A 12,506-nucleotide genomic window follows, 5' to 3' on the forward strand; every position below is an offset into this window, starting at 1 on the left:
GGTAGTCCCCGTTGAGGCGCCGAACATGAAAGGAGGCCCCGCACAGCGGGGCCTCCTCGGGAGCGGAAGGTAAGGGATTCGAACCCTTGAGACGGGGTAACCGCCCACTGGTTTTCAAGACCAGCTCCTTCGGCCGCTCGGACAACCTTCCCGCCGATAGTGTTTCACGAAAGGGCAGGGGACGCCCAACCATCGACGGACAGGAGGGGTGGACATGCGGGCAGTGGTGATCGAGGGTGCCGGAGGGCCGGAGGTGCTCTCCGTGCAGGAGGTCGCGGACCCCGTACCCACCGGGGACGAGGTCCTGATCGAGGTCGTCGCCGCGGGGCTGAACCGGGCCGACGTCCAGCAGCGGAAGGGCCTGTACCCGCCGCCCTCCGGTGCGTCCCCCATCCCGGGCCTCGAGGTGTCCGGGCACATCATCGATGGTGGGCGCTCGCACTTCAGGGCGGGAGAGGCCGTCGTCGCGCTCCTCGCGGGCGGAGGCTACGCGGAGCGGGTGGCGGTGCCCGCCGGCCAGGTGGTCCGGGCGCCGGACGGGGTGGATCTCGTGGAGGCGGCCGGCCTGCCGGAGACGGCCGCCACGGTCTGGTCGAACCTCGTGCTGCAGGCCGGGATGGGAGAGGGCGACGACGTCCTCATCCATGGCGCATCCGGCGGGATCGGCGTCATGGCCGTCCAGGTGAGCCTCGCCCTCGGCGCCGTCCCCCACGTGACCGCCGGGTCTCCCGCGAAGCTCGACGTCGCCAGGTCACTCGGCGTGCGGACGCTGATCGACTACCGGCAGCAGGACTTCGTCGAGGAGGTCCGCACCGCGACGGCCGGCCGGGGCGCCGACGTGATCCTGGACGTCGTCGGTGCGAAGTACCTGGCCCGCAACATCGCTGCGCTGGCCACGGGCGGACGGCTCGTGGTGATCGGCCTGCAGGGCGGCGCAACAGCGGAGCTGGACCTCGGCGCGCTCATGGGCAAGCGGGCGAGTGTGGCCGGTACCACCCTGCGTTCCAGGCCGACGGCGGAGAAGGCCGCCATCATGGCCGCCGTGCAGCAGAACGTGTGGCCCCTCGTCGCCTCGGGCGCGGTCGAGCCCTTCGTGCGCCGGACGTTCCCCCTCGCGGACGTGGCGGACGCCCACGCCTACTTCGACTCGGGCGAACACACCGGGAAAGTCCTGCTGACGCTGCCTTAGGAGGACCGGGCCGGCCGGATGTGCTGGCGCAGGTGGAGCAGCACGACCAGCGCGATGCCCACCGATGCTCCGACGAGGGTCTCGACGGCCCGGTCGGCCAGCAGGGCCGATGGATCGGTCGGGTGCGCGAGTTCCGCGGAGACGAGGGCGAGCGGCGTCACGAACGCCTGGGCGAGGGCGTACTGGCGCAGGATGAACATCTCGGCGGCGAACTGCGCGACGGCGATCACCAGCACCTTGTGCCAGGCGTCCAGCTCGGGCAGGAGGATCAGCGCGGTGAGGGCGAGCCCCGCAACAGTACCCAGGATGCGCTGCAGCCCCCGGGTGACGCGGGCGCGCGCCGACTGCCCGATCAGTGGCACGGTCGCCGCGACCATCGCCCAGTAGCTGTGTCCGATTCCCAGCGCCGTCGCAGCGCTGCCGGCGATCATCGCCGCTGCCACGTAGAGGGCTGCTTCCCGGCCCAGCGCCCCCAGGTACCGCGCCGTGGGGTGATCGGCGGGCTGCCGCTCCCACCCCGTGCGGTGGGTCGGCCAGAGGTTGCCCGCCTGTCCGAGAACGGCAGCGAAGGCCACCGTGGCGACCGCCGCCAGCATGCCCTCCCAGAGCGACGGCTGGCTCGGGACGGACGCGATCGTGGCGAACGCGAAGATGTGGAACAGTGATCCGCCGGGCCGGAGGCGGAACAGGCCCGCCAGGAACGTCCCCGCTCCGGCGACCGCGCTGGTCAGGAACACCAGGTCCCAGGGGCCGAGGTCGGCGCGTGCCGCCAGTGCCGCCGCCAGGATCACCGTGAGCATGAGGCCGCCACCGCGCAGCTGGGTGGCGAGACGCTGCCGGTGCGGTTCGTTCCGGCCGTAGATGCCGGCGAAGGCACCGAAGGTCGCGAACACCGCGAGGTCGAGCCGGCCCATCACCAGGACTGCGAGGAGCGGCAGACCGACGCCGAGGGCGCAGCGGAGCGCGGGGTGGTGGTCTGATGCGGGCGGGGCGATGCGCACGAGATCGCGCAGGAGTGTCACGGCGGGCGGGCTTCCGGTGGGAGGGATCGACGGCGCCGCTGGCATCGCGTGGCGGGAAGCCACCCCTTAACTTTACGCCTGCCCCGTCAGGGCACGGAGGGCGCCGGACCGCGCATCATCAGTGTGCTTTCGATCCTCGCGGCGCTGTGCGAGGGTGGAAGGACGACCGACGGAAAGGAGCAGTGCCATGGGTACGAACGATCACGGGCAGGACGAGCACGAGGGCGGACTGGAACGGGCGGCCGACATCTTCGCCGAGAACCTCGGGGACCAGGCGCCCGACGGCATCGACGACGGGCCCACGGATGACGCGGACGAGCCGGCCGACGGACGGACGAGGACGCACTCCAGCATCAGCGAGGGCCTGAACGCGAACGACGACGACGAGCCCCCCGCAGTACGGGACGACGGGCACTGACCCGGCCCTGGTCGGGCGGCGGCCCGGTCCTCAATCGGCACTGATCGGGCGGCGGCCCTGCGGCCCTCGTCAGAGGCCCGCCAGCCTCGGCCCGACGAGCCGGCCGTCCGGCGCACCGGTACGTGTGTTCGGCGCATCCCGTCCCTCAGGAGGCTTGCCTTGTGACGCAGGCCTCACTACGTTGCTACCTTCGTGTGCACCACACTCTCGCACTCGAGGAGCATCATGAGTAAGAAGCAGAGCGGGTCCCACCGGCACGACGACGTGCTGGTGACGGATCCGGACCTGCCCGCGGTCGCCGTCGACCCGCAGCAGGCCGAAGCAGAGGAACGTCGGTGGACACCGGCGAAGATCGCGCTGTGGGTGGGCATCGCCCTCCTCGGCGGCGTCTCCTGGACCATCCTCGCCATCGTGCGGGGCGAGACCGTGAACGCCATCTGGTTCGTGTTCGCGGCGGTCTGCACCTATCTCATCGCCTACCGGTTCTACTCGAAGTTCATCGAGCGCAACCTCCTGAAGCCGGACGACCGCCGTGCGACGCCCGCGGAGTACAAGGCCGATGGAAAGGACTACGCGGCCACCGACCGCCGCGTCCTCTTCGGGCACCACTTCGCCGCCATCGCGGGAGCCGGGCCCCTGGTCGGGCCCGTGCTGGCCGCCCAGATGGGCTACCTGCCCGGCACCCTGTGGATCATCATCGGCGTGATCTTCGCCGGCGCCGTCCAGGACTACCTCGTCATGTTCTTCTCCATGCGCCGCGGCGGCCGGTCGCTCGGCCAGATGGCCCGTGAGGAACTGGGGATCATCGGTGGCACGGCAGCGCTCATCGCCACCCTGGCGATCATGATCATCATCGTGGCGATCCTCGCTCTCGTGGTCGTGAATGCCCTCGGCGAAAGCCCCTGGGGCGTCTTCTCCGTCTCGATGACCATCCCGATCGCCCTGTTCATGGGGGTCTACCTCCGCTACCTGAGGCCCGGCAAGGTCACCGAGGTGTCCCTCATCGGATTCGCGCTGCTCCTGCTCGCCATCATCGGCGGTGGCTGGATCTCCGAGACGGCCTGGGGCGCGGAGATGTTCACGCTGGACCGCATCACCATCGCCTGGGGCATCATCATCTACGGCTTCATCGCCGCCGTCCTGCCCGTGTGGCTCCTGCTCGCCCCGCGCGACTACCTGTCGACGTTCATGAAGATCGGCACCATCCTCATGCTCGCCGTCGCGATCGTCATCACGCGTCCGGAGATCAGCGTTCCCGCGGTCACCGACTACGCGACCACCGGTGCCGGCCCCGTCGTCGCGGGAACGCTCTTCCCGTTCCTCTTCGTGACCATCGCCTGCGGTGCGCTCTCGGGCTTCCACGCGCTGATCGCCTCCGGCACCACCCCCAAGATGATCGAGAAGGAACGCCAGACCCGGTTCATCGGCTACGGCGGCATGCTCATGGAGTCCTTCGTTGCCATCATGGCGCTCGTCGCCGCCCTCTCGATCGACCGGGGGATCTACTTCGCGATGAACTCCTCGGGCGCCGCGACCGGCGGCACCATCGAGGGTGCCGTCACCTTCGTCAACGGTCTCGGGCTCACGGGCGTGAACCTCACCCAGGACGCCCTGAGCACCCTGGCCGCCAACGTGGGCGAGGAGTCCATCGTCTCCCGCACAGGTGGCGCCCCGACCCTCGCCGTCGGTATCGCACAGATCATGCAGGGCGTTTTCGGCGGCGCCGGGATGATGGCGTTCTGGTACCACTTCGCCATCATGTTCGAGGCGCTCTTCATCCTCACGGCGGTCGACGCCGGAACGCGCGTGGCCCGGTTCATGCTGCAGGACAGCATCGGGAACTTCGTGCCCCGCTTCCGCGACACGTCCTGGCGGGTGGGCGCGTGGATCTGCACGGCCGTCATGGTGGCCGGCTGGGGGGCGATCCTGATCATGGGCGTCACCGACCCGCTCGGCGGCATCAATACGCTCTTCCCGCTGTTCGGCATCGCGAACCAGCTGCTCGCGGCGATCGCACTCGCCGTCTGCATGGCGATCTGCGCCAAGCGCGGGCTCTTCAGGTTCCTCTGGATTCCTGCGCTGCCGCTGGCCTTCGCCTCGGTGGTGACCATCACGGCGTCGTTCCTGAAGATCTTCTCGTCGACGCCGGCGATCGGGTACTGGGCCCAGCACACTGCCTTCAAGAACGCCCTCGAGGCGGGTGAGCAGAGCTTCGGGACAGCGACGTCCGTCGCAGCCATGGAGGCGGTGGTGCGCAACACCTTCATCCAGGGCACGCTGTCCATCGTCTTCGTGGTGCTGTCCATCATCGTCATCACGACGGCGATCATCGCGACCGTCAAGGCGTACCGGAACGGCGGCGGGGCGGAGACCGAGGACGCCCCGGTGGCATCCCGGATCTTCGCTCCCGCGGGCCTCGCGGCCACGCCCGCCGAGAAGGAACTCGAGGCCCAGTGGGCCGCGCTCGAGCCCGGCAGGCGTCCGGCGAGGACGGGCCACTGATGACTGTCCCGGCGGTACTCCACCGCGCGCGCGACACCGCGCGCGAGCTGGCATGGCTGTTCAGGGGCGTCATGGGGGAGAACGCGTACCAGGCCTATCTCGACCACCACGAGCGATCCCACACCGGGGGTCTGCCCATGACGGAGCGCGAGTTCTGGCGTGACAAGACGGACCGTCAGGATGCGAACCCGGAAGGGCGCTGCTGCTAGGTACGCCCGCCGCGAAGCCCGGTCCTCCCGCGAGGGCCGGGCTTCGTCGTGTCCAGGGGTCACCGACCTGCGTCCTCCGCATGCGTTGTGGGAGCATAGCGTCATGACGGAACAGCAGTCGGGCGCCGATTCCGAACCCACTCAGGGGCCAGGCCCGGAGCAGTCCCCCAGCAGCACGCCCGAGCTCCCCACCTCGCCCGCGACACCGGACCCGCGCACGGCGTCCCTCGCGGAACTCGTCGACGAACCCGCGAAGGTGATGCGGATCGGCACCATGCTGAAGCAACTGCTCGAAGAGGTGCGCTCCGCGCCGCTGGACGACGCCGGCCGCACGCGCCTGGCCGCCATCCACGAACGGTCGGTGAAGGAACTCGAGGACGGGCTGGCTCCCGAGCTGGTCGAGGAACTGCACCGCATCAACCTGCCCTTCGATCACGAATCCGTGCCCACGGACGCGGAACTGCGCGTGGCGCAGGCCCAGCTCGTCGGATGGCTCGAGGGGCTCTTCCACGGGATCCAGACCGCGCTCGCGGCGCAGCAGATGACCAATCAGCAACTGGCCGCGCGCCTCCAGCTCCGCCAGCTGCCGCCCGGCACCGTGCTGGCCCCCGGCGTCGTCGTGGGTGAGGACGGCGAGCCACGACGCACGACGACGTCCCCCCGCCCGCCCCAGGCTGCCCCCGCGGACAGCCACGGGCCGGGCCAGTACCTGTAGCGCGGGTGGCATTCTTCGCGGCGGCCCGCCAGGGGCGGAAGGACGACGCCGAACTGGGGACGGGAGTCTGGCGCCGGGCGCACGATCGCTTCCGGCGCGGACTGGACCGGTATCACCAGATCCTCGAGGGGATCGAGGACGACGACGTCTACAACGAGCTGGTGGTCGTCGCCAACGACCTCGGCGCGATGCTGCCGGGCGTGCGCGAGGTGTGCGTGCGCGCGCAGACCTCGTCGCCGAGTACGGGGCTGGACATCCCGGGAGCGCTCCTGCAGGTGCACCGGGCCCTCTCGAGGGCCGGCAATACGCTGGCAACGACGGCGGAGGCTGCGGCGATGGCCCGGCTGGACGGTGAGCGCTGGGGTGTCGCGTCCTCGGGCCTGGACAACGTGCGGCGCCGCGCCCAGCTCGTGGCGGACGACGTCGAGGAGGCGGAGCGCGCCATGCCCGAGGGCGTGTAGGGCTGTCGCCGGAGGAACGTCCGTCCCCGCTCAGAACAGCAGGGTGGAATCGGGGGCGACGGCGATGTCCCAGACGTCGAGCTCGCGGCCTTCGCAGATCCCGCGGTCGCCGGTGGGCCGGCCCAGGATGAAGGGCGCCGATCGGTTCTCGTCCACGTAGGGGTAGCCCCGTTCGTTGAGGACCGTGAGGATCCGGTCGCCGGCCGGGGCGTTGCCGTCCCGGTACGTCAGGGTGTGTTCGCGCAGGTAGGCCGAGAACCCCTGGGGCCAGCGGAGGAGGACCCGGCGTCCCTCGAACTCGAAGCTCAGGCAGGCGAAGGCCCCTGCCCGGCCCCCGCGGAAGGTCCCGGATCGGACCTCCGACGGGTCCCGGATGCCGAGGTCATCGGTCGGCCGGACACCGAGGACCTCGGGTCGATCGAGCGACCCGGGCGGCTCGCCGCTCGTGGCGACGGCGAGCTCGTCGTCGGGCACGGCGTCGATGGCATCCAGGAGCACGTCCGGAAGCGGCACAGGATCCCCGGGGATCGTTGTTGCTGCTGGTGTTCGCCGGTCGGCGAGGGTGAGCACGGCCCCGGCGCTCTCGATGGGGGTCAGCGCTCCGTGATCCCCCCGGACGAGGAACACGATCTGGTCCTTGGGGAAGAAGTCCCGGCCGTACGGCCGTTCGAGGGTGCTGCGGCCGGTCACGTCGATGGCGAGCGGGCTCTGCTGCTCCTCACCCTTGACGGTCTGCACCACGGACACGTGCTGGTGGATCCTGACCCTGCCACGCACCAGCGTGGGCTCGACCGACGTGGTCGACACCACCGCGACCACGTCGGCGAGGCTGAACAGTCCGGCCACCTCTCCCGACGGGCCGGCGGGAGCCCCGGGGTGGAAGACCGCGGCCAGGGCGGCGGCGACGACGACGAGCCCCACACCGCCGATGATGGCCTGGGCCTTCGCGCCGCGCCTCCGCCCGGCCGGCTCGGGATCCTGCCCAGGGTCCTGCCCGGCCGCGTTCACCGTCAGGAGGGGTGGGGTGGCGGCTCCCGGGCCCCGCGCGACCTCGGGGGAAGTGATGCCGCGGGGGAGGAGCGCTCGACGGCTCCTCGCGAGATCGTCGGCCGTGACGCGTCGGGCCGGATCCGCCTCCGCGAGCATGGCGTGCAGGCTCGTCGACGGTGGGCCGGGTTCGTACCCGGGCCGGTCGCCGTCCGAGCCCGGCTCGCTGTCGCCGTCCGAATTGGGTTCGCGGTCGCCGTCCGGGCCCGGTCCGCTGGCACGCTCCGGCGTCCGGAGCGTGCCCGGCGCAGCCAGTGCACCGATCAGGTGAGCCTCGATCACCTCGAGGCGGGCCGGGTCCTGTCCGGAGGCGAGCGCTGCCAGGTTCCTGCCCAGGCCGTCCCAGTGATGCAGGAGGAGGAACTCCCGGTCTTCCGGGGAGAGGGCCGCGAGTGCGGACTGCAGGGCGGGGTGCCGCTCGGTCCGCGGCGGGAGGGACGGCGGCAGGAACACCTCGACCGACGCCCGTGCCGCAGCGAGCAGGCGGACGCGGAGGTTACCACCGTCCGCGGCCGGAGTCGTCCCGGTGCCGTTCGTCGTCGAGGGTGCGTCCTGCGCCTGATCACCCGGCGCCAGCGTTTCGACGGCGTCGAGGGCGGCAGCAGCAGCGAGCCGTGCGGAGAGCGAGCGCCGGTAGGCGTAGCGGTAGGCATCGTCGTGGAGAGCCGCGCGAGCTTCGTCCTCCGTCATGCCGCCGTCCCACCTCCGCCGTCGCGGATTCGCCCGTGAGAAACAACGACGGCTGATAGTTGTCGGAGGGAACAGAAATAAATGAGCTGTATCGCTGGTTCCCGCCTGTATGACTACATCACCAAATCTTACGTTCAATGACGGCCACACGATCCCGCAGCTCGGCTACGGAGTGTGGCAGGTCGAGGACAACGTGGCGGAGGACGTCGTCGGCAAGGCCTTCGATGCAGGCTACCGGCACATCGACACGGCCATGATCTACGGCAACGAAGCAGGCGTGGGACGCGCCATCGCGAAGTCCGGCGTCGCCCGCGAGGACATGTTCATCACCACCAAGCTGTGGAACGCGGACCAGGGCTACGAGAGCACCCTGAAGGCGTTCGACGAGTCCATGGAGCGCCTCGGCCTCGAGTACCTCGACCTGTACCTCATCCACTGGCTGCAGCCCAAGCAGGGCAAATACGTGGACACCTGGAAGGCCTTCGTGGAACTGCAGAAGCAGGGCCGCGTGAAGAGCATCGGTGTCTCCAACTTCACGGTCGAGGCACTGCAGGAGATCATCGACGCCACCGGAGTGGTCCCCGTCATCAACCAGGTGGAGACACACCCCTACCTCAGCCAGGCCGAGCTTCGCCGCTTCGAGGCGGACAAGGGAATCCTCCACGAGTCGTGGTCCCCGATCGGGTCCGGCAAGGGACTCCTGGACGACGCCGTCCTGCAGGACATCGCGCAGAAGCGCGGCGCCACCCCGGCGCAGGTCGTCATCGCCTGGCACCTGGCCCTCGGCAACGTGGTCATTCCGAAGTCCGTCACGGAGTCGCGGATCATCGAGAACTGGGAGTCCCTCGGCGTGACGCTCGAGGACGCGGACATCGAGGCCATCAACGGCCTCGACAAGGGGTCCGAGGGCCGTATCGGCGCCGATCCCGCGACGTCCGACTTCGCGTAGCCGCGACGCGGCAGTCCCGCCGGTGACACCCCGTGGGGCGCGTCCCTGAGGGGCAGTGCTGCAGGTGGAAGCAGAACAGGAGGAGCCGCCCGGCACGTGCCGGGCGGCTCCTCCTGTGCATACGGCCGGGCTCAGGCAGCCGGGGCGAGTGGTGCCCGGAGTGGATAGTCCTGGCCCTCGAGGATCAGTTGCGCGCACCGTCCCGTCCCCGGGTCCAGCACGATCGGAGCGGCCAGGTTGACGGTGGTCCCGTCGGGGCCCGGATTGGCGACGACGAACAGGTGCGCCTCCGGTACGTCGGCCCCGAGCGCGTCCCGTTGGACGGCGGAGAACCGCGGACTGTACTCGGGCACGTAGGTGGCCGCGTCGAGGAGGAAGAGGCGTACGCCGGGCTCGTCGGCCGCCGTGAGCGTGAACAGGCCGTTCGCGTCCGGTACCGGCTCGAAGCGGAACTCGACGAGGGGAGCCAGACCCGGAGGAGGGGTCACGAACGCGGCCCTCATCGGAGGAAGTCCACCAGCGAGGGCTGGAGGACCCGGGCGGACACGGCCAGGGCACTCTGGTATGCGGTCTCCTGCACCTTGAGGTCCAGGATGATGGACGCGAGATCGATGTCTTCCACGGTGGCGCGTTCTCCTTCGAGGGCCAGCGATGCGTCGGCGACGGCGTCCTTCGCGCCGAGGAGCCGGGCATGGCGCGTGCCGATCTCGGTGTGCTGGGCGGTGAGGTCCTGGATCCGCTGCTGCAGGGGTCCCAGGTGCACAGACACGTCCTTGCCGGACCGCAGATCGGCGGCGATCGTGTCCAGCAGGGCGAAGACCGAGGTGCTGCCGCTGCCGAACACCGCAGCGCCGTCCGCGTCCACGCGGACCGTTTCGCCGGCACCGATGCGGCGCTCCACCGTACCGCCTGCTGCGAAGGTCAGGTCGGGCTGCAGGGCGGCGGACGCATCGGCATTGCCCGCGAAGAGGAACCGGCCCGCGTAGGTGGCATTCGCCTGGCCCTTGAGCTCGCTCCGCAGCGACTCGATGTCCAGCGCGAGTGCCTCACGGGCCGCAGGCGGCAGGACCGAATTGGAGCCCTGCAGCGTGAGGTCGTTCGCGCGATCGAGCGCCCGCTTCGACGTCGTCATTGCGTTCTCCAGCTGGTCCAGCCAGCCTTCGCCGTTGGCGATGTTCCGGCCGTACTGCTCGTTGGCGCGCATCTCGCCGCGGACGCGGAGGGCGTCGGCTGCGGCGGCCGGATCATCCGACGGGCGGCTGATGGCCTTCTGGCTGCTGGCCTTCTCCTGGAGATCCGCGAGGCGCGCCAGGTTGGCCTGCAGGGAGCGCTGCGCGCCCTGCATCATGGTGTGGTTGGTGACGCGGGTGATCATCTGGCCCTTCCTAGCGTCCTACGATTCCCATGCGGTTGATGAGGACGTCGAGCATCTCGTCGACGGCCGTCATCACCCGCGCGGCGCCCTGATAGGCGTGCTGGTACTCCAGCAGGTTGACCTGTTCCTCGTCCATGCTGACCGAGGTTGCTCCCAGGTGCTGCTGCAGCGCCGCGGTGGCGGAGACCTCGGCGAGGGCGTTGCCCTGCAGCTCTGCGCGGGCTGCGGAGCCGAGATCGGCGACGAAAGCCGACCAGACGGCGTCGGGGGAGTTCCGGGCCGTCCCGAGGTGCGAGATGGCGTCGGCGACGGAGCCGTCGAGGGCGCCTGCCGTGGGGTCGCCCGCGGCGAGGCCTTCACGGCCGGTCGGGACGACGGCGAGCGACGCTGCGGCCCGGCCCGGCTCGAAGGCGAAGAACGGGCCCTTGCCCGCACCGGTGTGCAGGGCATTCACCTGGTCGGCTAGTGTGGCGGCGAACGTGTCGTACCCGGCCGCGGCTTGTGCAAGGGCGCCGCCGGCCGATGCGGGCGCCAGGAGCGAGAGCGTCGCCGCGAGTTCGCCGCTCTCCACCCCGGCCGGTGCTCCCGGGCGATGCGTCCACTCCACCTGCACCGGCTCGGTGCCGCCGAGCCCCGCCGACCCCGTGACCTGCAACGCCTGGGCGGTGGTGCCCGCGACCAGCGGGTTGCCGGCGAGGAGGACGTCGGCTGTTCCGTCGGGGTTGTCGCGGACGGTGGCGCCGGTCAGGCCGGCGAGATTTGTCGTGAGGAGGGTGCGCCGGTCCACGAGCTCGTTGGCGGAGGCGCCGGAGGCGACGGCGGAGCGGATCTGCCGGTTCAGGTCGGCAACCTGGCTTGCGGCGTCGTTGACCTCCGTGACGAGACCCGCGGCCGAGGACCGGGCCGACGCCCACTGGGACTCGACCTCCCGGTAGCCGGAGGCGATGCGCCCGGTGAGTTGACCGGCTGCTGCGAGGAGGGCCGATGCGGGTGCATCCTTCTCCGGCTGGTTGGAGAGTTCCTGCCAGCCGGCCCAGAAGCTCTGCAGGGAAGCTGACACGCCCAGGGTTCCCGGCTCCCGCAGCCCGTCCTCGAGAGCGGAGAACGCCTGGGCGCGCACGGCGGTGTATCCGGCGGCGCTGGCGGTGGTGCGGACTCGTGCTTCGAGGTGCATGTCGCCGAGCCGGGCGATGTTCTGGGCGAGCACACCCTCCCCGGCCCGCGTGCCGGCACTGAACAGCGTCGGCCTGAGGGGCGCGGCGGCCGTCGTGTCCAGACGCTGCCGCGTGTAGCCCTGCGTCGTCGCGTTGGCGATGTTCTGCCCGGTCACGTCCAGGCCGGCCCGCGCGGCGGCGAGGCCCGAGTAGGCGGTGTTCAGTCCGCTGAAAGTGCTCATGGTGGCGCTACAGGTCCTTGTCGAGGAGGGTCGGTCGGTCGGTGCCGTGCCACGCGGCGCCGTCGGAGGCGTAGGTTCCCGCGCCGGTCCCGATTCCCGCGAGGGTCTCCTGGGTGGAGCGGCTCGCGGCCTTCAGGAACTGCTGGTTGCTGTCCCGGAGGCCGGCGATCTGGGAGACGAGGGCGGTCATGGCCTGCAGATGCGCCGAGAGCAGCTCGCCCCACGGTCCCGCCGGGGCGGCGGCGGTGAGTTCCCGCAGGGAGGCGCCGTCGTCGATGCCCCACTCGGTGGCGACCGCCGAGGCATGGACGGCACGCGCCAGACCGGTATCGCGCAGCTTCTGCAGAACCTGTTCGACCTCGCGGGTGGCGTGATGGAGCCACCGCGTCTTGCCGGAGGTGAGCAGGAGTTGTTCCTCCTCCAGTTTGAACGCGAGGAGTTCGAGCAGTTCACGCTCCTGCCAGAGCAGGGCGGAGAGATCCTGGGCGCTCACGGTGCCACCTCCTTTCCGGTGCCACCGGACGGGTGGAACC

At 70.5% G+C, this 12,506-nt stretch carries 13 protein-coding genes and 1 tRNA gene; 7 read left to right on the plus strand and 7 right to left on the minus strand.

Annotated features, from left to right (window positions below):
• Window positions 1–63 precede the first annotated feature (63 nt).
• A tRNA-Ser gene (locus FJV46_RS09840) sits at window positions 64–151 on the minus strand.
• 63 nt (window positions 152–214) lie between these two features.
• On the opposite strand from FJV46_RS09840, the gene FJV46_RS09845 reads away from it, so the two are divergent.
• Window positions 215–1,189 (plus strand): NAD(P)H-quinone oxidoreductase, encoded by a 975-nt coding sequence (locus tag FJV46_RS09845; protein ID WP_087028067.1) that lies wholly within the window; start codon window positions 215–217, stop codon window positions 1,187–1,189.
• On the opposite strand, the gene FJV46_RS09850 is transcribed toward FJV46_RS09845, so the two are convergent.
• Window positions 1,186–2,274 (minus strand): FUSC family protein, encoded by a 1,089-nt coding sequence (locus tag FJV46_RS09850; RefSeq protein ID WP_232008569.1) that lies wholly within the window; start codon window positions 2,272–2,274, stop codon window positions 1,186–1,188. The two genes, FJV46_RS09845 and FJV46_RS09850, sit on opposite strands and share 4 nt — an antisense overlap.
• Window positions 2,275–2,398: 124 nt before the next feature.
• Here FJV46_RS09850 and FJV46_RS09855 point away from each other — a divergent pair, with 124 nt between their 5' ends.
• The 5 genes from FJV46_RS09855 (at window position 2,399) to FJV46_RS09875 (ending at window position 6,516) form a co-directional block, all read left to right on the plus strand.
• Window positions 2,399–2,629, plus strand: a complete 231-nt coding sequence (locus FJV46_RS09855; protein WP_087027910.1) for a hypothetical protein — start codon at window positions 2,399–2,401, stop codon at window positions 2,627–2,629.
• A 225-nt stretch (window positions 2,630–2,854) separates the two neighbouring features.
• Window positions 2,855–5,131, plus strand: coding sequence for a carbon starvation CstA family protein (locus FJV46_RS09860; protein ID WP_087027911.1), 2,277 nt, complete (start codon window positions 2,855–2,857; stop codon window positions 5,129–5,131).
• Window positions 5,131–5,340 carry a YbdD/YjiX family protein gene (locus FJV46_RS09865; RefSeq protein ID WP_087028069.1) on the plus strand — a complete coding sequence of 70 codons (210 nt, stop codon included), beginning with the start codon at window positions 5,131–5,133 and terminating at the stop codon, window positions 5,338–5,340. The genes FJV46_RS09860 and FJV46_RS09865 overlap by 1 nt, the downstream gene beginning before the upstream one ends.
• Before the next feature lie 103 nt (window positions 5,341–5,443).
• On the plus strand, window positions 5,444–6,055 hold the full coding sequence (locus tag FJV46_RS09870; RefSeq protein ID WP_087027913.1) for a bacterial proteasome activator family protein: 612 nt from the start codon (window positions 5,444–5,446) through the stop codon (window positions 6,053–6,055).
• Between the two features lie 5 nt (window positions 6,056–6,060).
• Window positions 6,061–6,516: a hypothetical protein gene (locus FJV46_RS09875; protein WP_087027915.1), complete on the plus strand. Its 456-nt coding sequence runs from the start codon at window positions 6,061–6,063 to the stop codon at window positions 6,514–6,516.
• Window positions 6,517–6,546: 30 nt separating this feature from the next.
• Here the strand turns inward: FJV46_RS09875 and FJV46_RS09880 are convergent, their stop codons facing one another.
• Entirely contained in the window at window positions 6,547–8,253 is a 1,707-nt protein-coding gene (locus FJV46_RS09880; RefSeq protein WP_087027917.1) for a hypothetical protein, read from the minus strand.
• 109 nt (window positions 8,254–8,362) lie between these two features.
• Between FJV46_RS09880 and FJV46_RS09885 the strand changes: the two genes are divergently transcribed.
• Window positions 8,363–9,202: an aldo/keto reductase gene (locus FJV46_RS09885; RefSeq protein WP_087027919.1), complete on the plus strand. Its 840-nt coding sequence runs from the start codon at window positions 8,363–8,365 to the stop codon at window positions 9,200–9,202.
• A 131-nt stretch (window positions 9,203–9,333) separates the two neighbouring features.
• Here FJV46_RS09885 and FJV46_RS09890 read toward each other — a convergent pair whose 3' ends face one another.
• The 4 genes from FJV46_RS09890 to FJV46_RS09905 are packed head-to-tail and all read right to left on the minus strand — an operon-like array spanning window position 9,334 to window position 12,466.
• Complete coding sequence (locus FJV46_RS09890; RefSeq protein ID WP_158250119.1) at window positions 9,334–9,690, minus strand: flagellar assembly protein FliW; 357 nt, start codon at window positions 9,688–9,690, stop codon at window positions 9,334–9,336.
• 11 nt (window positions 9,691–9,701) lie between these two features.
• The gene (gene flgL / locus FJV46_RS09895; RefSeq protein WP_087027923.1) at window positions 9,702–10,577 is read right to left on the minus strand and encodes a flagellar hook-associated protein FlgL; all 876 of its coding nucleotides are present in this window, start codon (window positions 10,575–10,577) and stop codon (window positions 9,702–9,704) included.
• Between the two features lie 10 nt (window positions 10,578–10,587).
• Complete coding sequence (flgK, locus tag FJV46_RS09900; RefSeq protein ID WP_087027925.1) at window positions 10,588–11,973, minus strand: flagellar hook-associated protein FlgK; 1,386 nt, start codon at window positions 11,971–11,973, stop codon at window positions 10,588–10,590.
• Window positions 11,974–11,980: 7 nt separating this feature from the next.
• Window positions 11,981–12,466: a flagellar protein FlgN gene (locus FJV46_RS09905; RefSeq protein WP_087027927.1), complete on the minus strand. Its 486-nt coding sequence runs from the start codon at window positions 12,464–12,466 to the stop codon at window positions 11,981–11,983.
• Between the last annotated feature and the right edge of the window lie 40 nt (window positions 12,467–12,506).

Source organism: Arthrobacter agilis (assembly GCF_006494655.1).
Classification (GTDB): domain Bacteria; phylum Actinomycetota; class Actinomycetes; order Actinomycetales; family Micrococcaceae; genus Arthrobacter_D; species Arthrobacter_D agilis.

Excerpts from the sequence above, each read along its gene's own strand:
- flgK (WP_087027925.1), bottom strand. The coding sequence starts at position 11,973 with ATGAGCACTTTCAGCGGACTGAACACCGCCTACTCGGGCCTCGCCGCC.
- FJV46_RS09845 (WP_087028067.1), top strand. The coding sequence starts at position 215 with ATGCGGGCAGTGGTGATCGAGGGTGCCGGAGGGCCGGAGGTGCTCTCC.
- flgL (WP_087027923.1), bottom strand. The coding sequence starts at position 10,577 with ATGATCACCCGCGTCACCAACCACACCATGATGCAGGGCGCGCAGCGC.
- FJV46_RS09855 (WP_087027910.1), top strand. The coding sequence starts at position 2,399 with ATGGGTACGAACGATCACGGGCAGGACGAGCACGAGGGCGGACTGGAA.
- FJV46_RS09860 (WP_087027911.1), top strand. The coding sequence starts at position 2,855 with ATGAGTAAGAAGCAGAGCGGGTCCCACCGGCACGACGACGTGCTGGTG.
- FJV46_RS09870 (WP_087027913.1), top strand. The coding sequence starts at position 5,444 with ATGACGGAACAGCAGTCGGGCGCCGATTCCGAACCCACTCAGGGGCCA.
- FJV46_RS09885 (WP_087027919.1), top strand. The coding sequence starts at position 8,363 with ATGACTACATCACCAAATCTTACGTTCAATGACGGCCACACGATCCCG.
- FJV46_RS09865 (WP_087028069.1), top strand. The coding sequence starts at position 5,131 with ATGACTGTCCCGGCGGTACTCCACCGCGCGCGCGACACCGCGCGCGAG.
- FJV46_RS09880 (WP_087027917.1), bottom strand. The coding sequence starts at position 8,253 with ATGACGGAGGACGAAGCTCGCGCGGCTCTCCACGACGATGCCTACCGC.